The following is a 22,621-nucleotide window of genomic DNA, read 5'->3' as shown; positions in this document are numbered from 1 at the left end:
AGAGTAATCTCTATGCCGACTTCCGGGCGGTGGGTTCTGCACATCGACATGGACGCGTTCTTCGCGTCCGTCGAGCAGCTCACCCGCCCGACTCTGCGCGGGCGGCCAGTCCTCGTCGGCGGACTGGGCGGTCGAGGTGTGGTCGCCGGTGCCTCCTATGAGGCCCGCGCGTACGGCGCGCACTCGGCTATGCCGATGGCTCGCGCACGTCGTCTCATGCCACCGACCGCAGTGACGGTCAGCGCGCGCAAGGGCATCTACGGGCCGGTGTCGCGCCGCGTGTTCTCTGTAATCCGCGAGCGCGTGCCCGTGGTCGAGCAGCTCAGCGTCGACGAGGCTTTCATGGAACCCGAAGAGCTTCAGGGAGCCTCGAAGGAGCAGGTCATTGCCTGGGCGGAGCAGCTGCGGACAGATATCCGGCGGGAGACCGGCTTGGCCTCGTCGATAGGCGCGGGCGCGGGCAAGCAGTTCGCGAAAATTGCTTCCGGCCTGGCGAAACCCGATGGCGTGTACGTGCTGGACCCCGCACGCAATCACGAGCTTCTACACCCATTGCCGGTAGAGAAGCTCTGGGGTATTGGCCCTGTCACCGCTGCGAAACTGCACACGCTGGGCGTGGAGACGATCGGTGATTTTGCCGCCATGTCCCAGCGCGATGTCGAGGTTTCGCTGACATCCAAAACCGGTGTGATGCTGTGGCAGCTGGCGCAGGGGACGGACGATCGGCCGGTTAAGGAGCGCGATGTCGCCAAGTCTGTATCGGCGGAGTACACCTATCCTGAGGATTTGGAGTCGCAGGCCCAGCTCCACACCGCCGTCGATCGCGCAGGTGAGTCCGCATTTCGACGGCTCAAAAAAGATGGCCGTGGTGCTCGCACCATCACTTGCAAGGTGCGTCTGTCTGACCTGAGCATCCATACCCGATCTGAGACGCTCGCCTACGCCACACAGGATTTCGACACCCTCATGGCGGTGGCGCACCGAATCGCGTTCACGCCCGCGGAGGTCGGCCCAGTGCGATTGGTGGGCGTCGGTTTCTCCGGGCTGGATTCGCACATACAAGAAGTCCTGTTTCCTGAGCTCGACCGCGCAATCACCGTCGAAGATCGAGTGCCAGCACCTGCGCTTTCCGACGCTCCCGCCGGCCTGGTCGAGCTATCTGGAACCGGTGCGTTGCCGACCGTTCGGCTTTCCGACTCCAAGTGGGCACCCACCTCGGACGTACACCACAGCGAGTATGGACATGGTTGGGTGCAGGGGTCGGGCCACGGGATTGTGACTGTCCGCTTTGAAAGCCGCACCAGCGGCCCCGGGCGCATGATCACGCTGAAGGAAGACGACCCGGAGCTGCGCCCGTGCTCTGCGGTGTGCAGTTTGGACTGGCCGGAGTGGCTGGCATCCGACGAAGCAGCAGCTCTCGACTTGCCGCAACCTGAGCGGGAAAGCGAAGACGAACTCGGCCCCGACGCGGATGCGTGATGCGGTTGCCTGCCTCGATGCCGTTCGCGGCGCTCTGTTTATGCGCTGTCCGTAAATTGGGGCACTATGACTACCGAATCCCGCATTGCAGAGCTCGAGGCAGCTCGCCGCGCCTCGTTGCGCAACACCGATCGAGATCCGAATCCGTCGACCACACTTCCCGACGACGGTCTGGATAACCGCCAGCGCATGTTAAACGGTCAGTGGTATATCGCGGACCATCCGGAATCGCAGGCTCTGAACGTGCGAATTGGCCAGGTGGCTGCTGAATTTGAGGTCGCGTTCCGCGAAAACCAGCAGGCAGCACAGCAAGTGCTGGCACCGGCATTGGGGTCTTTCGGAGAGAGCAGCACCGTTCGCCCGCCCATTTACCTGGACTACGGCGATAACATCCACATCGGCGACAACGTTTTCATCAACTTTGGGCTCACCGCACTTGACGTGGTGAAGGTGACAATCTGCGACTACGCGCAGCTCGGGCCCAACGTGCAGCTTCTTCCACCAGTACACCCACTGGGAGCTGAGGCCCGCGCCGCTTATCTAGAGTCTGGAGATGAAATCATCATCGGACGCAATGCCTGGATCGGTGGCGGAGCCATCATCCTGGGCGGTGTACACGTCGGCGACAATTCCGTGGTCGCCGCGGGTGCCGTGGTGACTAAGGACGTTCCCGCGGGCGTAGTCGTGGCTGGAAACCCGGCGAAAATCATCCGCATCATCGAGGCGTGAATTAGAACAGCGTCTGCGGATGCACATTCGCAGCCAGCGCGGCGGCGAGAATGATGCGCGCCTGCGGTGCATGCACGCAACCAGCGCTAATCACACCGTGCCGAGCCAGCGTCGCACCGCCACCGGCACCGCCGTAGGCGGCGTGGACATCACCACGCGGGACGCGCGTTGCCATCACGACGGTCACATCAGCGGCAATGGCCCGGGCAATGGCAGCGGCAAACTCATCGGAGACATTGCCCGACCCCAGGCCTTCTACGACAATGCCGCGTGCACCGGCGGCGACTGCCGAATCCAGCAGTGATCCATCTGCACCCAAGTAGGCGGGGATAATCTCTACCTTCGAGCCCGCCAAAGCCGCCAGAGGCAGCGGATCTGGACGAACCGGCTCCTCCGGTGCATTAGTGGCAAAAGCCAAAGGATCGGTTGTGTGCCACTTCGTCGCACCTCGTACCGGCAAGACTGCGTGGCCAAAGACAATAAGAACGCCAATTCCCTGCGCAGAGGCATCGGAAGCAATGGTCACGGCCTCAAAGAGGTTCCCCGGTCCGTCGGTTTCCGGATGATCATAGGGAAGTTGTGCACCAGTAAAGACAACCGGACGCGAGTCAGCATGGAAAATATCGGCAGCCATGGCCGTTTCCTCCATCGTGTCCGTGCCATGAGTTACGACGACACCGTCCACGGAGTCGTCATCAAGCACTTCGTGAATAGCGGCGAGAACACGGTCAACGTCGGTGAACGCGAGATTCGACGAGTCCAGCATCCCGAGCTCACGAACTTCCAGCTCTAACATGCCCTCTGGATAACGCTGCGCGACCGCTGCGACGAGCTCCGTGCCCGAGATGGTCGGGGTTAGCGCACCGCTGCGATCTGTGGTGCAGGCGATGGTGCCGCCGGTGGTGATGACAACGATTCGGCGAGGGGAGGCCGTGCTAGACGAGGTCGAGCTAGCCGGGGAATGATCCTGAGTCGACATGTCCACCATCTTACCCAGGCGATGTTTTGGCCTTGTGTAGGATTATGGAAGGCGTGAAGCCAGCGAATCTTCATGCAGATTTTATTGGAGTAGTGCACATATGAAAGTCCCCTGCAACCAGCGCGTTAGCGGAATGCGTTGGCGCACAGCGCGTGGTGTGACAGTAGCGGCGATGGTCTCGGTCAGCGCACTTGGGCTAGCTGCCTGCGGTGGTGGCAATACTGCAGCGCCGACGACTGAATCGAAGACATCCAGCTCGGCGGAACCCGTCATCATGCTGCCGACGCGCGCAGAGCTTAACGACGTCCTCGCACGCCTTATCAACCCCGATTTACCTATCGAGGAAAAGGCGCTGACCATTGAGGACGGCGATACTGCCGGCGATTTCTTCGACATTGTCACCAATAGTGCCAATGAGCAGGAAATCAGCTTTGATGTCATTGATCCGATTACGCCCGGCTTCACGACGAAGCAGGCCGTAGCCGGTGTCAATATCCTCCGCCCGGAGGAAGATCCGATGCTCGTGGATCAGGTGGACTTCATTTACAGGGATGGCCGTTGGATGCTGAGCAAGGAATGGGCCTGCAACCTGGCATCGACGCTTGATCCGGAGCACAAGCCTGGGTTCTGCCTCGCGCCGGGCGAAACCCCTCCGCCGCCACCTGAGCCGGAGGAAGAAGCCCCAGTTGAAGAGGCTCCGGTTGAGGAGGCCCCAGCACCGGTCGAGGAGCCAGCCCCGGCTCCGGCGCCCGAACCACCCGCTGAGGAAGTTCCGCCACCCGCGCCTGAACCGCCGGCTGAGGAGGTCCCGCCACCGCCAGCTCCGGCTCCGGCGGAGGACGCGCCTCCTCCGCCTCCACCGGCTTAGGTGCCGTTGGCCCAGGCATCACAGCCTAGCCCGGTCGGGTGCACTGGGCAGACAAAAGAAAGTGTCTAGGTTTATGACAGTTCCGCCCATTTTTTGGGAAGAAAAGTGACATAAACCTAGACACTTTCTCGTCTTCTAACCTTGCGCTGGCCAGAGCTATTTCTTCTGGGCTACTTCTTCGACCCGCTGCCGTCCTTAAACTCCAGCCCGCGGTGCGTCTGCTGAGTGATGCGCACATCGGAGTTGCCGTCGCCGTAGGTCACGGAGGTCACAAAGTCGATGTTGCCCTTCATCGGAAGGGGCTTAGTCAGGTCGATGGTGACGCGGTCGGCAAGCATGTCAGTCGTGGCCTCGACAACCTTCAGCGCACCCTCGCCACCAGTGTCCAACTCCGTGACGGTCGGCACCTGCTTGACATCGACCTTCAAATTAACAATGTCGCCCGCACGGCTGAGCAGGGTATAGGTCACCTTCTGCGTCATCGTGGTCTGGCCTTCGACCTCGCTTTCGACCGTCCAGGTCGCATCCTTTCCGATGTCCTCGGAAGGGAAGACGATAGGTACGGAATGCAGCTGCTGCAGCGCCATCTCCACACCAGCGCGAGCGGTGTCGGTCGCCTTCTCCGGCGCTCCCAGCTTGAGTTCCTTAACCTCACCTGTGGCCGTTGTTGACCAATCAGAGATAAAGCCCCGTGCGGTAGCGATATCCTCATTCAGCTCATCGTTGGAGCCGTGGGGTTTACCCACCTCTGACGTCACCACACGAGTATCGTTATCGCTGGTAACAGTGCTGGTCAGGGGGATTTCCAGGCGGGTGTCCGGGAACGTCTGGTCGCTATCGGCGTTTCCGCCACGCTGCGCGAAGCCCTGCGTCACCGCCACGGTCGACTCCTGCTCTGCACCGTCGTCCTTCCAGCGCACGCTCGCCAGCTCACCGCTACCAGCACTGGTCAATTCGACCTTGGGTTGTGCAACGTCCACGGGTTGCGTTTCCACCGAGCTTTCCGACGAGCACGCGGCCAATGACACCACAGTGGTAGCGGCAACAACAGCGGTGCCGACCCTCGCCAGCAGGCCACGCTTGGTGTGACCAGGCTGGTCGCTGCGGCTAGGTCGACGGAACCACGAGGAGGTGGTGCCTCCTGCACGTCGTAAAGCAGAGGAGGCCGGAACAAACTGAGATTGGAAACGTCGAGTCACACCGGTTAGCGTACCGGTTTCGTGGTGGATATGAACCACCCGGGCGGTGTCAGTTGGCTGAATATGGGTTTGTTAGGCCATTATGGGACAGTGACTAAGAAGGAAACGAGGACATATTTCCCGCGGCGGGGGATTCTCGCTGCGGTTATTGTGTCAGTTGCGATTATCGATCAGCTGACCAAGATTATCGCTTTGAAGACTCTCGATGGCCGTCCTGCGGTGCAGGTCATTGGCGATCTCTTCGAGTTGCGGCTCGTTTTTAACCCCGGTGCAGCCTTTTCCTTTGGCACGAACGCCACCTGGGTTTTTACTACGTTGCAGCTGGTTTACATCCTGGCTGTGATGTGCTTTTCCCATTGGTTGCGCAGTCCTATATCGGCGACTGCGGCGGGGCTTATTGCTGGTGGTGCGCTGGGCAACCTCATCGATAGGCTGTTTCGGGAACCCGGTTTCTACGTCGGCCACGTCGTCGATTTCCTGTCGGTTAAGGGTTTTGCCGTATTTAATATCGCGGACTCCGCGATTACAGTGGGCGTTATTATCCTCGTTATCTGGATGGTTTTTTCTAAGGAGCCGGATCTCTTCGCTGATCAGATTACAGCGGAGAAGAAATCTTCCCAGACGGATCAGATGCAGTCGGCGGAGGGAGGACAGCAGTGAACGACAATGCAGTAAATACCGGTGCAGCACTCGGGGGAGCGCACCAGCCCGACCGAGAAACCCGGCAGATGCCCGTTCCACCGGGCTTGGCCGGTATGCGGGTAGACGCCGGTGTGGCTAAGTTGCTGGGACTCTCGCGCACAGCGGTGGCTGATTTGGCAGCGGCTGGGGACATCACGGTCGATGGCGTGAGCGTTGGCAAGTCCGACCGATTGGAAGAAAACGCTTTCCTCTCTGTGTTGTTGCCGCCGGTGGAAAAGCCATTGGTTCCCAAAGAGGAACTCGTCGAGGGCATGGACGTGCTCTACCACGACTCCGATTTGGTGGCTGTTCACAAGCCTGTCGGTGTGGCCGCACATCCGTCGGTCGGTTGGGAAGGCCCAACGGTTATCGGTGGACTGGCGGCTGCTGGTTTCCGCATTTCTACCTCCGGTCCGCCCGAGCGAAAAGGCATCGTGCATCGCCTCGATGTTGGCACCTCTGGCGTGATGGTTGTCGCCTGCTCCGAACGGGGATACTCCGTGCTCAAGCGGGCGTTCAAAAACCGTGAGGTGTCCAAGACCTATCACGCTCTGGTTCAGGGGCATCCGGATCCGCTGTCGGGGACAATTGATGCGCCGATTGGCCGTCATCCTTCGGCGGGTTGGCGTTTTGCCGTCCGCCAGGATGGCAAGCATGCTGTGACGCACTACGAAACGCTTGAGGCCTTCGCCCCAGCAACGCTGCTGAAGGTGAATCTAGAGACTGGGCGCACGCACCAGATTCGCGTGCACTTCTCTGCGCTGAATCACCCATGCTGCGGCGATCCCATGTACGGTTCCGATCCGGCATTGGCCAAGCGGCTGGGGCTCAACCGCCAGTGGCTTCACGCGGTCTCGCTTGGTTTCCACCATCCGGCAGATGGGCGCTGGATGGAAATCGAATGTCCATACCCAGATGATTTGAACCACGCATTGGAAGTTTTGAGGCAGAGCGCATGACGCAGACCCCATCGGGATCCAAGAACCCACCACGCCGTGAAACTCGTGCGAAAAGCACTGGTGACGGCAGTATTTCGCCAGTGATGGCACTGATCTCTGGTTTCTGTGTTGTCGTATTGGTGATTGTTTTAGCAGTCGCTTCGACCTCCGATCGGGTAAGCAAGCCGCAAAATCTCAACGGCGATGCGCTCGGCCCGGACCCGTGGGAAGCAACCGAGCAGTACGTAGAGCGTGCCGACGAGTCCCTCGCGAATATGAAGAAAGAGGACTACCGGCTAAAGACCGGCCAGCCAGTCGTGGAGGACCCGAAGTTCTGGGCGATGGTGACTTTTGACCGGCTGCTCGATGCGCAAGAAGCGGCACAGGTCTATGAAAAAGAACCCTCTCTGCGAGTATCGACTGCAATCATCGGCGGTGTGAGCACCCGGTATTTGCCGCAGCCGAGTAAAACAGCGAGCGAAGAAAAGCTGCTGCAAGATCAGCTGGAGTTAGCGGCTGCTTACGCAGACGTCGCGATTGACGACGAACGGCTCGGCTTCAACGGGTTACTGGTCTATGGTGACGCTGAATCGTTGATGGATGTCAAGAAAATGCCCGATGTGAAAGCTGTCGAGGCGCTGCCGTCAGATGCGGCGCGTGGCCGTTTTGGTATTCGCCCGGTGCTGAGTTCCGGCTTCACGGATAAAGATCCGCTCTTTGCGCCGGGGCTGAGCCAGAACTAAGCGGCCAGACCTAATAGAAGCCAGGACTAAGCGGCCAAGTCCAAACGACTAGGATGAAGCGGCTAGAACTCTGCTGCCAGTACGCAGTCAGTTTCAACAAGAACGAAAAGGAGTCAGTCAACAGTGATTCAGGCATTCGGTGCGTACCTTTTGTGGGCGCTGTTTCCGCTCTATTTCCCCTTGCTGGAACCAGCAGGGGCCGTAGAGATTTTGGCGCACCGATTCGTCTGGACCCTTGTCTTTATGGTTATTGCCCTCAGCTTCATGCGCGCATGGCCAGAGCTGAAGGCCGCGAGTGCCAAGACCTGGGGCACTATTTTTATTGCCGCACTGTTGATCTCCGTCAACTGGGGTGTGTACGTCTACCTGGTCAACAATGGGCAGGTGGCGGAGGCTGCGCTCGGCTACTTCATCAACCCGCTGGTCAGCGTTTTGTTGGCGATGATTTTCTTCCGTGAAAGCATCTCGCGGTTGCAGCTCGGCAGTGTCATCCTGGCAACCATTGCGGTCATTGTTCTCACAATTGGTGTGGGACATCCGCCGTTGGGTGCGCTGGCGCTGGCGTTCAGTTTCGGTTTTTACGGACTAATGAAGAAGCGGGTATCGCTTTCCTCCGCAGCTTCGCTGACGGCCGAGTCCGCCGTAATCACACCGATTGCGCTGGCATACATCCTCTGGTTGACCTACAACGGACAGAGCACCTTTACCTCCGAAGGAACTGGTCACGTGCTGCTCATGATGAGCGCCGGTGTTGCTACCGCCATTCCGTTGCTTCTCTTCGGCGAAGGTGCCAAACGCCTGCCGCTGGCCACCTTGGGCCTGATGCAGTACCTGACTCCAGTTCTCCAAATCACCCTGGCAGTCACTGTGCTGGGCGAGCAGCTCGAACCGGAGCGCTGGATCGGATTCTTCATCATCTGGGGTGCCGTCGCGCTGTTCATCTGCGACCTCATCCTGAAGATGCGCCGGCAGCGTCGGGTACGCCGGGAACTCCACAAGGCCGGTGTTGAACCGGCCGCGGTTTCCGACGATGCCGCCGACCAGACGGATGGGGCGGTTACCCGGGACGTCGTAAAGCCGGCAGATAATTAGCAGAAAAGTTCGCGCAGGTGCTCGTTGAGGAAGATTCCCTGCGGGTCGACCTTTTCCCGTAGTGCCTGGACCTCGCCGAACAGCGGATAACGTTCCGCGAAATCCTCCGCGCGAAGCGTGTGCAATTTGCCCCAGTGCGGGCGACCTTCGTGGGCCTTGAAAATCGGCTCGATGAGGTTGAAGTACTCTCGGTAATTTTCCTTCCAGTAGCGGTGGATGGCGATGTAGGCACTGTCGCGACCGTACGCAGTGGACAGGGCCACATCATCGGCTTTCGCGGAGCGCACCTCGATGGGGAAGGAGACTTTCATCCTCTTGCGGGCAATCGCGTCGCGGATTTCCCCGAGGACATCGGAAGCGGCCTCGAGCGGGACGGAGTACTCCATCTCGGAGAAACGCACTCGGCGCGGCGAGACAAAGACCTTGTGCGCCTCATTGGAGTAGCTGCGCTCTGGCACGGTGTTGGTGGCAATCCGGTTGATGGTATCGGTCGTAGCGGGAATGGCCTTAGCAATCTCGCAGCACGCCAAGAGTCCCATGTTGTTGACGACTTCGTCGTTAAGATACGTACGCGCGCTGCCCAGGCGCTGCTTCAGGCTATTGCGGCTCGGGCGGCGGTGGCGCTGCGGTTCAATGCGAGTATTGTGCTTGACCAGCGTCTCGCGCTGTCCCGGGAACCAGAAAAACTCCAGGTGGTCAGCTTCTTTGCAGCGCTCGGCGAAACTCTTGCGCAGGGAATCAAACTCTTCGCGGTGCTCGTCGGCGTGCAGATCAAACGCTGGCACGACGGACATCGTGACCTCCGTAAGCACGCCGAAGACACCCAGTCCCAGCCGTCCGAGGCGGTAGAGCTCGCCGTCGATTCCCTCAGCGTCCGGATGGCAGTGCCTGACGACGCCATCCGCGGTGACAATCTTGAATCCTTTCACGGTGCCTGCGAAGCCGGTGAATCCAAGCCCGGTGCCGTGTGTGCCAGTAGAGATAGCACCGGCCAGCGACTGCGGATCGACATCGCCCTGGTTGGGAAGTGCCCAACCGAGCGGGCGCAGAATACCTGGAGTGTCGCGCAGGCGAGTGCCGGCACGCAGCGTGGCGGTCTGGTTGGCGGCGTCGAGTTCGACCAGACCAGAGCAGCGGTCGAGTTGAATGCGGTGCCCATCGGTGGTGGCCACGGAAGTAAAAGAATGACCGGCCCCTAGCGGGCGCACCGTAGTTCCTTCGGTCTTCGCCGCTTTAATTACCGAGATAACGCCCTCATCATCGTGCGGCTGATGAGTGTAGGACGGGGTGCACGATTGCGTGTGCGCCCAATTGCTCCAATGAGAGTTGGCGACGGCTTTTGCCTGCGCACGCCGACGTACGCGTGGTACGCGGGACTCAACTGTAGAGACTGTGAAGCGGGCGTTGTTGCGTGAATTGCTCATGTGAAGATCAATCCCTTTCCTCGGTACGTGGGCCAGTGGGCGATGATGGCGCCATCTCGAACTGCAATGACTTCTTGTGTGTGCTCGGCTATTTCGCCGGCCTTGGCGTGGCGGAACCACACGGGATCTCCCAGCGAAATTGCGTCGGCGGTCTTGCCGAGCAGCGGAGTCTGCACCTCACCTGGTCCTTCCTCTGCCGCGTAGCGCAGGCCAGTGGGGTACCAGGGGGTTGGCAGCCGGTCAGCTCCCGCCGGTCCAGAGGCAATTCGACCACCGCCGGACACCGTGACCACGCCCTTCTTAGGGCGTCGCGTCGCCGGCAACACAAACCAGGACGCCGGGCGCAGATTGAATGCGCGATAGTTATCGAAGAGGGTTGGTGCCAGGAACCCCGACCCCGCCGCTGCCTCGGTGACTGCGGCCTCGGCGCACGTCGACTCCAGCGACCCCGTGCCACCACCGTTGACAAACTCCAGCGGCCCCGCCACTTTCTCGACTGCAGCGACAACCTTCGCGCGGCGCTTTGCCAATTCCTTCTTTGAGACGGCCTGCATCACTCGAATTGCGCGCGCACGCAGGGAGTTTCCGGCATCGCCCACTCCGGCAATGTGTCCCTCATACATCATGATTCCGGCCAGCTGCAGCTCCGGGTGGGCAATGATCTGCTTGGCAAACGCCGCTGCCTGCTTCGGCGAGAACAGGCTTGAGCGCAGCGTACCGATATGCACGCCGGGGAGGGGACGAAAGGATGCGTCGACGTCCATGCACACGCGGATTGGCGCATTTTCGCTTGCCGACGACGCCAGCGCCTCCAGATGCTCGGGACGGTCAACCATGACGCAGATGGCGGCACGCGCTGCATCATCGTCGGCAAGCTCTGAGATAGCGCGGGCGTCAAGAGTTGGGTAGGCGACGACGATGTCGTCGCTAATGCCTTCTCGGAATAGGTACAGCGCCTCTGCCAGTGAATATGCCAGCACGCCCTGGAAACCGGGGAAGGCCAGGACGTGCGAAATAAGCTGTGGAATGCGAATCGATTTCGAGGCCACGCGGATAGGCATCCCGTTTGCACGGCGGAGCATATCGCGGGCATTGGCTTCGACCGCCGCGAGGTCGACGACGACTGCAGGAAGGGAAGTGCAGTTAAGCAGCGTGTCGGTAGCTAGTGGCGGGCGGGCTGTCTGGGGCGTCTGCGGCGGCAGCGCTTCAGGCAGGTGAGACATCGATGTCGGAGCCGGGCGGGATGTGTCCGAGGACTCCGGGGCAGAAGCTCGAGAAAGTTTCATGCCCTAAAACGTAATCATTGAAAACCTGTACTGTCTTTGATTTTGAAAAGAAAGTCAGAATTTTCCAGGTCTGCGCCCTTTTAGACCAGCCAGCTGTAGCGGGCGGCATCCATGTTGGAGGTGATGACATCGCCATCGATGAGGTAGCCGGCGGCAACTGGGCGGCGGTCGATGGTTGCAAGAACCTCGTCAAGCTCGGGCTTGGGGAAGTAGGTGAAGTGGCCATCGGAAAGTGGTGCGAACACTGTATTGCTCCTTTGGTTCTTTGCTCGAGGGCAGTGCGTTTCTTTGTGGCCGCGAGGAAAACATGAGAACTTCCTCACGAACCGTGGTGTCGAGTATTGTTAACTGGTTTTGAAAAGTAAAGGAAAAGTAAGAGTGATGTTGCACACGTCTTTAGCTATAACTGTGCAGGCATAAGGGGCTGCTTCATTTTGGGTGTTCGAAGGAATCTTGTTCAGTCCGGGGGATTGTCTACAATCTGGACTCATGGCTAACTCCTCCTTCGTGCACCTCCACAATCACACCGAGTACTCCATGCTCGACGGTATGGCGAAGATTGATTTGCTCGCCGACGAGGTTGCGCGACAGGGAATGCCTGCGGTCGGTGTCACCGACCACGGCAATATGTTTGGCTCGAATGCGTTCTATCGGCAGATGAAGTCCAAGGGCATCAAGCCAATCATCGGCATTGAGGCATATATGGCGCCGGAGAGCCGTTTTAATAAAAAGCGCATTCAGTGGGGTGAACCGCATCAGCGTCGAGACGACGTCTCGGGTCGCGGTTCCTACTTGCACCAGACCATGTTGGCTGCGAATGCGCAGGGTCTGCGGAACCTGTTCTACCTGTCGTCGATGGCATCGTATGAGGGACAAATTAGTAAGTACCCGCGTATGGATGCCGAGTTGGTGGCAGAACGCGCCGAGGGCATTATCGCGACCACTGGTTGCCCGTCGGGTGATGTGCAGACGCGTCTGCGTCTGGGGCAGTTCGACGAGGCTCTGCAGGCCGCCGGGATGTGGCAGGACATCTACGGCAAGGAAAACTACTTCCTTGAGCTGATGGATCACGGGCTGGATATTGAGACCCGTGTGCGCAGTGAGCTACTGGAGATTGGCCGGAAGCTGAACCTGCCGCCGCTGGTTACGAATGACTGCCACTATGTCACCCGTGACCAGGCCAAGGCTCACGAGGCTATGCTCTGTGTGCAGACGGGTAAGACGCTCAATGACCCGGACCGTTTTAAGTTCGACGGTGACGGCTACTTTATTAAGTCCGCCGAAGAAATGCGCGCGACCTGGGATCACCTAGTCCCGGGTGCCTGCGATAACACGCTGCTCATCGCAGAGCGCGTCGAGGACTACGACGAGCTGTGGGAGGAGCACCCGCACGATCGCATGCCGAAGGCGGACGTTCCGGAAGGGGAGACGCCGACGACATGGCTGCATCACAACGTGATGGAGGGGCTGCGCAAGCGCTTTGAAGGGCGCGAGGTACCGGAGGAGTACATCCGGCGCGCGGAGTACGAAATTGAGGTGATTGACGGTAAGGGCTACCCGTCGTACTTCCTTATCGTGGCGGAGTTGATCCGCCATGCCCGTGAGGTGGGCATCAAGGTCGGTCCGGGGCGTGGTTCCGCTGCCGGTTCTTTGGTTGCATACGCGACGTGGATCACCAATATCGACCCGATTGAGCACGGTCTTCTCTTCGAGCGATTCCTGAACCCAGAGCGCCCGTCCGCGCCGGATATCGATATCGACTTCGATGACCGCCGCCGCGATGAAATGATTCGCTACGCCGCCGATCGCTGGGGCGAAGACAAGGTGGCGCAGGTGGTCACCTTCGGTACGGTGAAGACCAAGCAGGCTCTGAAGGACTCGGCGCGTGTGCAGTTCGGTCAGCCGGGTTACCAGATTGCAGACCGCATTACTAAGGCGCTGCCACCTGCGATTATGGCTAAGGACATTCCGCTGAGCGGCATCGTCGACCCGGAGCACCCACGCTACGGCGAGGCCGCCGAGGTTCGTCAGCTTATTGAAACCGACCCGGATGTGGCTCGAATTTACGAGACGGCTCGTGGTCTCGAGGGCGTCGTTAGGCAGACCGGCGTGCACGCCTGTGCCGTGGTGATGGCGTCGGTGCCACTCTTGGATCACATCCCGATGTGGAAGCGACAGGCTGACGGCGCGATTATCACTGGCTGGGACTATCCGGCGTGTGAGGCCATCGGTCTGTTGAAGATGGACTTCCTGGGTCTTCGAAACCTGACGGTTATCGGTGACTGTATTGAGCACATCAAGTCCAACCGAGGCGAGACAGTTCTGCTCGATGACCTTCAGACCGATGATCCGAAGGTCTATGAGCTGCTGTCGCGCGGTGACACCCTCGGTGTGTTCCAGCTCGATGGTGGCGGAATGCGTGAGCTGCTCAAACGCATGCAGCCAACGGGCTTCGACGACATCGTGGCATCGCTGGCGCTGTACCGTCCGGGGCCGATGGGTGTGAACGCGCACTTTGACTACGCGGATATTAAGAATGGTCGCAAGCCTTATAACGCCATCCACGCGGAACTGGATGAGCAGCTGAAAGAAATCCTGGAAGAAACACACGGCCTGATCGTGTACCAGGAGCAGATCATGAAGATCTCGCAGAAGCTGGCGAATTACACCGCGGGCCAAGCAGATGGTTTCCGTAAGGCCATGGGTAAGAAGAAGCCCGAGGTGCTGGCCAAGGAGTTCGTGAACTTCGAAGGCGGCATGTTGGAAAATGGTTTCTCTAAGGATGCTGTCCAGAAGCTGTGGGATATTATTCTGCCCTTCGCCTCGTACGCGTTTAACAAGTCTCACGCGGCGGGCTACGGCCTGGTGTCCTACTGGACCGCGTATCTGAAGGCCAACTACACCGCTGAGTACATGGCGGCGCTGTTGACCTCGGTGGCGGATGATAAGAACAAGCTGGCTATTTATCTGTCGGACTGTCGACACCTTGGCATTAAGGTGCTGCCGCCGGATGTCAATGAGTCGGGTATGGACTTCGAGCCGGTCGGTGAGGATATTCGCTTCGGCCTTGGCGCTATCCGCAACGTCGGCCATGATGTGGTCGCGTCGATTGTGAAGACGCGCGAGGAGAAGGGCAAGTTCACGTCGTTCTCGGACTACCTGGACAAGATTGAGACGCTGCCGTGTAACAAGCGCATCACCGAGTCGTTGATTAAGGCCGGCGCTTTCGACTCGCTGGGGCACCCACGAAAGGGCCTTGCGCTCATTCACGAAGAGGCCATTGACTCGGTGCTGTCGACCAAGAAGGCTGCAGACAAGGGACAGTTCGACCTGTTTGCGGGCTTCGGTGGGGAAGAGGACACCGGATCGGAGAGCATCTTTGAAATCCGTGTGCCGGATGAAAAGTGGGATCGCAAGCACGAGCTGACCCTGGAACGAGAAATGCTGGGCCTCTATGTCTCCGGTCATCCACTCGATGGGTTCGAAGAATCGCTGGCCGCGCAGACCGATACCGCTTTGACCACGGTCGTCGGTGGGGAAGTCGCTAACAACACCGAAATCACTATTGGTGGCATTGTCTCTAGCGTTGACCGTCGCGTGAATAAGAACGGCCAGCCCTGGGCGATTATCGGTATTGAGGACCACAACGGCGCGCGCGTGGAAGTTATGGCTTTTGCGAGAACCTACGCGATGATTGCCACCAGCATTGCTGAAGACGCCATCGTGCTTATTCGTGCCCGCGTTCAGTACCGCGATGACCGCATGAGTGTGGTCTGTGATGACCTGAAGCTGCCGGACCTTGGTCGCAATGGCTCCACTTCGGCGCCGCTGCGTCTGACCATGCGCACTGATCAGTGCACTCCGGAGATGATTGCCAAGCTGAAGTCAGTACTGCTGGACAACCCAGGCGACTCCGACGTTTACCTCAAGCTTGTCGACGGCGATTCCCACACCACTTTGGTTCTCGGCGAGCACTTGCGGGTCGACCGGGACGCCAGCTTGATTGGTGATCTGAAGGCGACGATTGGGGCCAGCATTTTGGGGTAGCTTATCGCGGCCCTGATTGTCGCAACCGGTTGTATGACCGAGTAGAGTCATAGCTCATGAGTGAGAATTCTGTGCCTGCTTCCCAGACCGAACGCCGACTTGTTCACGCGGCCGATATTCAGATTGCGCAGGCACGAATTTCTTCGGTTATTGCGGCCACTCCGCTGCAGTTCAGCCCACGTCTTTCCGAAATCACCGGTGCAAAGGTATTCCTCAAGCGGGAAGACCTCCAGGACGTGCGCTCGTACAAGATTCGCGGTGCCTACAACGCCATGGTTCAGGTTACCGACGAAGAGCGAGCAGCAGGCGTCGTTGCGGCATCTGCAGGAAACCACGCTCAAGGCGTGGCCTACGCATGCCGCCAGCTGGGTATTAAGGGGCGCATCTATGTGCCCAATGCCACGCCGAAGCAGAAGCGCGACCGTATCGCTTACCACGGCCGCGATGCCGTTGAGATTGTCGTTGTCGGGGACTCCTTCGATGAGGCCGCCGCTGCGGCGCGTGCTGACGCACAGCGCACTGGTGCCACCATGGTGGAGCCATTCGACTCCTTCAACACCATCGTCGGACAAGGCACTGTCGCAGCTGAAATTATTGCGCAGCTCTCCGGTCAGGGGTTGACTCTGGATACCATCTGCGTACCGGTCGGTGGCGGTGGTCTGCTCAGCGGTGTCACCTCTTACCTGTCGGATATGTCGCCGAACACCCAGGTCATGGGTGTGGAACCTGCGGGTGCGGCCTGCATGCGCGCAGCCCTGGAGAACAATGGCCCGATTACGCTGGGGCACACCGATCCGTTCGTCGATGGCGCCGCGGTGGCCCGTTTCGGTGACCTGCCATGGCACATCCTGGAGGCCAACCGCAACCGCGTTCATCCGATGATTGCGCCGGAGGGCGCGGTCTGTGAGGCGCAGCTGGATCTCTATCAGAACGAAGGGATCATCGCTGAGCCGGCCGGTGCGCTGTCTGTGGCAGCTCTGGAGCAGATGCAGTTTGAACCGGACGAGGTTGTTGTCTGCATCATCTCGGGCGGTAATAACGACGTGCTGCGCTATGCCGAGATCATGGAGCGCTCGCTGGTCTACCGCGGCCTCAAGCACTACTTCCTGGTCAACTTCCCGCAGAAGCCCGGCCAGCTCCGCATGTTCCTCAGCGATGTTCTCGGCCCGGATGACGACATCTCGCAGTTCGAGTACCTCAAACGCAACAACCGCGAAACTGGCGCGGCTCTTGTCGGTATTGAGCTACGTCGTGCCTCTGACCTCGAGGAATTGCTGGCACGCATGGATGCCTCGCCGCTGAAGTGCCGCCGACTGGTACCCGGCACACCAGAGTATGACTTTTTGACCTAGACTTGCTGGGTCCAGCTGGGAAACCTCCGAGGAAGTCCTCCCAGCTCCGTTAATTAAATGAATCTTTTCGAGCAAGCTTTGTAGCGAAGGGGAGCGTCCACCCACTATGACTGGGGCAAGCAGTGTCGACCAGGGTGTCCGAGTGGAAAATACCGTGATTGTCGAAATGTGGCTGGCTGCCGCAGAGCAGGACCTGGCCACCCGGATTCCGGGTCTGCTGGAATCCGCCACACAGGCCAAAGTTGAGCCACTGTTTGTCTGGTCAGGGCTGGCGATGGACGAGGTTGAGCGTATCGACCGCTTCCTGGGAACGCTCCTGGCCCATCATCTGGCGGGCGGTACTGCTGCTGATATTGAAGCTGCGAAAAGTGTCGTTGACAATCACCCGCTGGTCACCCTTGCCTCGCTGGTAGGACGCGCCGCGCGTGTTGCGTCGGCAAGCGAAATGTGGCTGGACTGGCCAGCCGCTCTGCAGCTGGATCCAGACGCTGACACTACCGGCGCGCTCATCAAGCACCTCGCCGCCGCAGTGCCGACAATGCTGGCCAAAGCTGGTTTGCCTAACGACGTCGACAGCAACCAAGCCGACGCGGATCCGCTGCAGCGGGCAGCGCAGGTGCTTTTGCTGCACGCGGGAGTGCAGCTGTCAGTGATGCCACTGATTATCGAGCGCTGCGAGGACCTTGCCGGGGTAGCGGAGCTATCCGACCCTTCATCAAATGACTTGGTACAGGCGCTCTCGAAGGTTCACCCGCTGCTCGAGGAGCTGCTGACCGAAATCGCAGAGGCGGAAGATGGTGTCTACCCGCTGGCGCTGCGTCAGTTGGCCAGGACGGCACCTCGTCAGGCACACAAGTTGTTTAAAGCAACCCTCGGCTACGCCATTGCCACCGCTGCCGATCCGGCCAACTGGGAGGCCCGGGAAGAACTCGGCCAGCTCGATGCGGGGCTGCCGCCCATGCTGGTGGCCGCTGCGCGTGAAGAGCTGCGTATGCGTCCGGCGGGTACTGCGAATCGTCGTGAAGCCGTGGGCGTGGTGGCAACGACCGGCCGCCCGCAGCTGTACTTCGATGAGCTGACGCAGACCGTTGGCGTACAGCTACCGACGCCGCTGGATCCGGCGGGACGGACCTGGCGTGTCACCTTCGGCGGCACGGTAGCAACGACGCCGGTGGTGGGCCTGCAGGATTCGCTGCCGCGTCCAGTGGTGACCATCGATGAGCCGGTGCGCGATGTGCTGGTGGAAATCGGCGATGAGAAGCACTGGCGAGTCCCCGCGATTAGCACTGAGGACCCGATTCTCATTTTCGGTGCCGACGGTCAGTCAGTCACAGACAAGGTCTCGCTACACTCGACGTCCGCTACGGTGGTCTACCCGGTTGATGCCACACTCGTTGACCCCGTCACAGGCGCTGAGGTGCCATTGCTATCGGACCCGCGCCCATTTAACTGGGAGCTGTGGCAAGTCGCTGAGATCGATCTCCGCGATGTTCATGCAGTTCAGGTTCGTCGGTCCGGGGCGGCCGGCGAGGTTCGGTCGGCATCCCCGCAGCGTCAACCGCGAATGACCATGCCTCACGCGCGTCTCGACGGCACGGTGTCTGCCTACGGCACCCCGGTTTACGCCGGTGGTCCGGTCGCTGTGTTCCCGCCGACGCTGTCCGGTAAGGACGAGTCCTGGCGTGCTATCGTCACCGATTTTGGTGGATATGGTGCGTTTACCACGGATTCCGTCATGGTCTATGACCTCGAGGTACCCGCCGCGGGTGGCGAGGTTGAGATTCTTACCGATGACGATTACCCGTGGGTCGGCGAGTTCGTGGTTCGTCTGGTCAATCCGCGTGGCCGCAGCTTCCAGAAGCACTTCGCCATTGCGGAGCAGGCAGACCTCACGATTACTTACAGCGGTGGTGGAGACGGCTTCCGCATCCCAACCATCGACGGGCTGAGCCCCGCTGACATCCGCGTTGTTTCCGGTGACAAGCCGCTTGACGCCGAGCCGGCTATCGTGCGCCTCGGGGCGGACGAAGTCACAGGTACCGTCGAGCTTTCCACCGAGGAGGGCGCATGGCTGCAGTTGCAGGTCACGCCAGGCACGCTGCAGTTTGAGGTTCCGCTTGCCGACGAATCCGTCGCCCGCCGCACCACTACATTGGTCACCCGCCCGAAGCGTGTCGATGCCTTCGGCAAGATTGTCGTCAATGCCCCGGGCGAGTTGCGCCATGCGCATGTTGCAGTTTCCAGCGGTGAGCGCGACATCTGTCGCGTCCCCATCAAGCGTTTCGGCGATACTGGCTACGCGGAGTTCGGCAAGTTTGCAGACCGTATCTCCCTACTGAAGGCTCTGCGCATCAGTTTGGACTGGACACGTGTGACGGGACGGAAGCGCCTGTCTGTACCACTGGTGGAGGCTTCCTCCCGCGATGCCATCCGCCAGATTGCCTTCAACGATGAAGCCACCGACATCATCGAGGTTGATGTCGCTGACGACGTTTCGCACTTGCCGATGACCCTGTGGCTCTGGGCCGCCGGTCAGCCGTGGCGCGAACCCGTCGCCTTGGAAGTCGTAGAGGGCGAATGCGAGCTTCCCGACGAGCTCCGCGGCCTCGGCCCATTCGTCGCGCAGGTGACTCTCGGTGTGGAAAAGGAACGCCACCCGCAGTGGCCGGCGGCCGGGTCGACCATTCTGAATCATGTCGATGATGCAGAGGCTATCGACCTCGATGGCGAGGACACCGATTCCGTTGCTCGCGCGCAGGAACTGTGGGGCGAGCTAAATCAGGATCAGCTCGCACGTTTGTGGACGCTACTGGCGACCTTGCGCGCTGGTCGTGCAACCGACATGGCGCAGGCGAATCCGCTGCTGGCCGCACCTAGGTTGGGTGCGATCTTGTGTGCCGAACCACGCGCCGGACTGGCAGCGTTGAACCGTTCAGTTATCGCGCTCGACGATCAGCCGGGTATGTTTATCGCCTCCGGACTCGTGCTGGGAGACTTCAGCGCTACTAAGCCAGTGCCAGGACGTCGCCGTGTGCCGTGGCTCGGTGCATTGGCAGCATTAGCGGATCTCACTGATGAGAGCGTGGACCGTTCTCGACAGCTGGATTATCTGCGCACAACTGGTGGCCAGGGACTGCTGGACATTGCTGCCAGCGGCCAGGACACCACTCTGGAGTCCGCTACTATCGACCAGAGCTCGGTGCAGATTACCTCGCTGCCTGAAGCACAGGCCAGCGCTATTTTGTCACAGGTCTTTGATCCTTACCGCATGGTCCCGGGTCCGCTGACCGACGATGACGCTCGTTTCACGGCAATCTATGAAGTGGTACGCAATCGTGCTGAGATTGTGGAATCCGGTGTCATGACCCAGCTTGCCGCCGCCTCTCGGGTGTTGTTTAAGACGGTGTCGAAGGCGTCTCCACGACTGCGCAAGGCGGTCAATGTGCGCTTCCACAAGCTCGACGGCATCGATGCGGATGATCCTTCGCTGCACTGGACTCTGGTGCCGGGAACGTCACTGCTTATTGCAGTGGCTGCCCGCGTATTGGCTCGTACTCAGGCTGAGAACTCTGATGCCAGTGTCGCCGTTGTCCGTGAGCTGATTCCGATGTGGGCTCAGCTGGCGGACCTGGTTCCGACGTTGGTGATGAGCGATATTCTCATCGCAGACGCGTTGGTGGCTCACGTCCTCCACGGTGACGTTACCGAGTTGCCGTGGCCAGCACCCGAGTTGGGTGCGGCGGATGAGGAAGAGTCCGACACCGAGGCTGAAAGTCCGGCTGACTAGCTGAGCGAGACGACAGCGTAGCCCCACGCTGGAAGCGAGATTTCGGGACCGGCAGCTTCGTCATTGACGATGCTGGCTGCTGCGTCTTCAAAAGTGTGTAGCAGGTGGGCGGAACCGAACTCGGAATCCAGGCTGACGCTGGTTTCGGCGTCGGAGAAATTCGCAACCAAAGCGACAGTTTCAAAGGCATCCGAGTTTCGGGCACCCATTTCGCGCTCATCCTGGCTGCGCACAACGACGAGGCAACGATTGTCCTCGTCATACTCAGTCACCACAGATGCCGACCAGGGAGTGCGAAGCGACGGGTGGGACTTCCGCAGCGCGAAGAGATCGCGGTAGGCCGCCAGAATAGTGGCGTGCGAGTCCTCCGAGACCTCCTGCCAATTGAGCTTCGAGTGGTGGAAGGTCTCTGGATCCGATGGGTCGGATACCTCCTTCGGATCCCACCCGGCACGGGCAAACTCACGTAGGCGTCCCTCGCGCGTGAGCCGCTGCAGCTCCGGATCTTCATGGGAACAGAAGAAAGCAAACGGGGTAGAGGCGCCCCATTCCTCACCTTGGAAGAGCATCGGGGTGAAAGGACTGCAGGCGATAACTGCTGCCTTTAAAACCTGCTGCGCCGGGGTGAGGTTCATCGACGGACGGTCACCGACAGCGCGGTTACCCGTTTGATCATGTGTGGTCGTGTACGTTACGAAAGCATGCATGGGCTGTACAGACAGGTCGAAGAGACGACCATGAGTGCGACCACGGAACGTCGACATTGTGCCCGTATGCCAGAAGCCAGTTTCCAAAGCACTAGCTAGCGCTTCCACCGACCCAAAGTCTGAGTAGTAGGCGTGGTCCTCGCCAGATACTAGCGTGTGCAGTGCATGGTGGACGTCATCATCCCACTGAGCGTTGAGGCCAAAGCCGCCGGCAGCGCGCGGGCGGACCAAACGCGGATCATTCTGGTCGGACTCTGCAATCAAAGAACGCGGAATACCAGTCTCGGCTGCGACAGTGTCTGCGACAACCTGCATCTGCTCCAGAATGTGGAATGCCCCCTCGTCATGCAGGGCATGGACTGCGTCCAGACGAAGACCGTCGACGTGGTAATCCACCAGCCATTGGCGCACTGCATCCAAAATATACGCACGCACCTCATCAGAGTTGTCGCCAGTGAGATTGACAACCTCACCCCAACCCGTCGAGCCACCAGCGGTGTAGGGGCCGAAAAATCCCACATAGTTGCCGTCTGGACCAAAGTGGTTAAAGACCACATCCAAGATGACAGCCAAACCCTTTCGGTGGCACGTATCAATCAGCTTCTGTAGACCCCGCGGGCCACCGTAGCCCTCGTGCACGCTGTGCCAGGACACACCGTCATAGCCCCAATTACGGTCACCACCGAAAGGCTGCACTGGCATCAGCTCAATATGTGTTACCCCCAGCTCAATCAGATGGTCTAGATGTTCCACCAAACCTTCGAAATCACCAGAATCGCTGAAGGTGCCCACATGCAGCTCATAAATCAGACCTCCTGGCAGAATCCGGCCCGACCAGGCCGAGTCCTTCCACTTATAGGCACCCAGGTCAACGACCTCGGAGAAACCATGCGGACCATCCGGCTGCGACTGGGAACGCGGATCTGGCAGCGGTATTGTCCAGTCACCGACAGCGGGGGAGGAGTGGTCCCCCGATTCGTCGTCAGGCGCGCCGTATCCCGCATGTGCCCGCAGCGAAAATGCGTAGCGATCCCCCGGTGTGCGAGCCACATCAGCTTCAAACCAACCAGAGTTGGCGCCGTAGTCATCGGTCGCGTCAGCGATGGGATGCATATCCAAAATCGCTGGCGCGTCAGGATTGCCCAACAGCAGACGAACTTCGGAAGCGTACGGGGCCCAGACTCGGTAGTTGCTCATGGGCACCATGGTAGGTCAGTCAGCGGATGGGCACAGGGAAACGTTTTCGAACACCGCGGATTCGAGGGGAGTCAAAGGTGAGGTCGAGAAAAGTACCGAGCGGCGGTGATTGG

16 protein-coding genes are annotated in these 22,621 nt (G+C 59.8%); 10 read left to right on the top strand and 6 right to left on the bottom strand.

The genetic code is table 11. The features are described 5' to 3' along the window. The first annotated feature begins 12 nt into the window (after positions 1-12). Positions 13-1,479: a DNA polymerase IV gene (locus tag ADB02_RS07910; protein ID WP_049190455.1), complete on the top strand. Its 1,467-nt coding sequence runs from the start codon at positions 13-15 to the stop codon at positions 1,477-1,479. Positions 1,480-1,545: 66 nt separating this feature from the next. Continuing rightward, positions 1,546-2,208 (top strand): DapH/DapD/GlmU-related protein, encoded by a 663-nt coding sequence (locus ADB02_RS07905; protein ID WP_080969604.1) that lies wholly within the window; start codon positions 1,546-1,548, stop codon positions 2,206-2,208. A 1-nt stretch (position 2,209) separates the two neighbouring features. Here the strand turns inward: ADB02_RS07905 and ADB02_RS07900 are convergent, their stop codons facing one another. After that, positions 2,210-3,196: an asparaginase gene (locus tag ADB02_RS07900; protein ID WP_080969603.1), complete on the bottom strand. Its 987-nt coding sequence runs from the start codon at positions 3,194-3,196 to the stop codon at positions 2,210-2,212. A gap of 91 nt (positions 3,197-3,287) precedes the next feature. Here ADB02_RS07900 and ADB02_RS07895 point away from each other — a divergent pair, with 91 nt between their 5' ends. Further along, positions 3,288-4,055, top strand: coding sequence for a hypothetical protein (locus ADB02_RS07895; RefSeq protein ID WP_049190453.1), 768 nt, complete (start codon positions 3,288-3,290; stop codon positions 4,053-4,055). 170 nt (positions 4,056-4,225) lie between these two features. On the opposite strand, the gene ADB02_RS07890 is transcribed toward ADB02_RS07895, so the two are convergent. Next, the gene (locus tag ADB02_RS07890) at positions 4,226-5,254 is read right to left on the bottom strand and encodes a hypothetical protein (protein ID WP_241482437.1); all 1,029 of its coding nucleotides are present in this window, start codon (positions 5,252-5,254) and stop codon (positions 4,226-4,228) included. Between the two features lie 90 nt (positions 5,255-5,344). Between ADB02_RS07890 and lspA the strand changes: the two genes are divergently transcribed. The 4 genes from lspA (at position 5,345) to rarD (ending at position 8,708) form a co-directional block, all read left to right on the top strand. Further along, the gene (lspA, locus tag ADB02_RS07885) at positions 5,345-5,914 is read left to right on the top strand and encodes a signal peptidase II (RefSeq protein WP_049190526.1); all 570 of its coding nucleotides are present in this window, start codon (positions 5,345-5,347) and stop codon (positions 5,912-5,914) included. Positions 5,915-5,982: 68 nt separating this feature from the next. Next, positions 5,983-6,894 carry an RluA family pseudouridine synthase gene (locus ADB02_RS07880; protein ID WP_042389388.1) on the top strand — a complete coding sequence of 304 codons (912 nt, stop codon included), beginning with the start codon at positions 5,983-5,985 and terminating at the stop codon, positions 6,892-6,894. Continuing rightward, positions 6,891-7,616, top strand: coding sequence for a hypothetical protein (locus tag ADB02_RS07875; protein WP_049170281.1), 726 nt, complete (start codon positions 6,891-6,893; stop codon positions 7,614-7,616). Before ADB02_RS07880 ends, ADB02_RS07875 begins: the two co-directional genes overlap by 4 nt. Positions 7,617-7,739: 123 nt before the next feature. Continuing rightward, positions 7,740-8,708 carry an EamA family transporter RarD gene (rarD, locus tag ADB02_RS07870; protein ID WP_049190448.1) on the top strand — a complete coding sequence of 323 codons (969 nt, stop codon included), beginning with the start codon at positions 7,740-7,742 and terminating at the stop codon, positions 8,706-8,708. Here rarD and ADB02_RS07865 read toward each other — a convergent pair. The 3 genes from ADB02_RS07865 to ADB02_RS11595 all read right to left on the bottom strand — a co-directional run bounded on the left by ADB02_RS07865 (position 8,705) and on the right by ADB02_RS11595 (position 11,663). Next, a complete protein-coding gene (locus tag ADB02_RS07865; RefSeq protein ID WP_048734784.1) occupies positions 8,705-10,132 on the bottom strand; it encodes a D-arabinono-1,4-lactone oxidase in 1,428 nt (475 codons plus the stop codon). The genes rarD and ADB02_RS07865 overlap by 4 nt on opposite strands. Then, positions 10,129-11,418 (bottom strand): alanine racemase, encoded by a 1,290-nt coding sequence (locus ADB02_RS07860; RefSeq protein ID WP_049190443.1) that lies wholly within the window; start codon positions 11,416-11,418, stop codon positions 10,129-10,131. Before ADB02_RS07860 ends, ADB02_RS07865 begins: the two co-directional genes overlap by 4 nt. Before the next feature lie 80 nt (positions 11,419-11,498). Next, positions 11,499-11,663, bottom strand: coding sequence for a hypothetical protein (locus ADB02_RS11595; RefSeq protein ID WP_016422979.1), 165 nt, complete (start codon positions 11,661-11,663; stop codon positions 11,499-11,501). Between the two features lie 244 nt (positions 11,664-11,907). Between ADB02_RS11595 and dnaE the strand changes: the two genes are divergently transcribed. The 3 genes from dnaE to ADB02_RS07845 all read left to right on the top strand — a co-directional run bounded on the left by dnaE (position 11,908) and on the right by ADB02_RS07845 (position 20,604). Beyond that, positions 11,908-15,465, top strand: a complete 3,558-nt coding sequence (dnaE, locus tag ADB02_RS07855) for a DNA polymerase III subunit alpha (protein WP_016422978.1) — start codon at positions 11,908-11,910, stop codon at positions 15,463-15,465. A gap of 56 nt (positions 15,466-15,521) precedes the next feature. Further along, complete coding sequence (gene ilvA / locus ADB02_RS07850; protein WP_049190440.1) at positions 15,522-16,817, top strand: threonine ammonia-lyase IlvA; 1,296 nt, start codon at positions 15,522-15,524, stop codon at positions 16,815-16,817. Positions 16,818-16,923: 106 nt separating this feature from the next. Beyond that, on the top strand, positions 16,924-20,604 hold the full coding sequence (locus tag ADB02_RS07845; RefSeq protein ID WP_049190436.1) for a hypothetical protein: 3,681 nt from the start codon (positions 16,924-16,926) through the stop codon (positions 20,602-20,604). Here ADB02_RS07845 and treZ read toward each other — a convergent pair. After that, entirely contained in the window at positions 20,601-22,517 is a 1,917-nt protein-coding gene (gene treZ / locus ADB02_RS07840; protein ID WP_049190434.1) for a malto-oligosyltrehalose trehalohydrolase, read from the bottom strand. The genes ADB02_RS07845 and treZ overlap by 4 nt on opposite strands. Positions 22,518-22,621 lie beyond the last annotated feature (104 nt).

The organism is Corynebacterium sp. 212_CJEI (genome assembly GCF_001055915.1).
Taxonomy (GTDB): domain Bacteria; phylum Actinomycetota; class Actinomycetes; order Mycobacteriales; family Mycobacteriaceae; genus Corynebacterium; species Corynebacterium jeikeium_D.
Note: the sequence above shows the minus strand (reverse complement) of the source record. Positions and strands in the feature narration are given on the sequence as shown.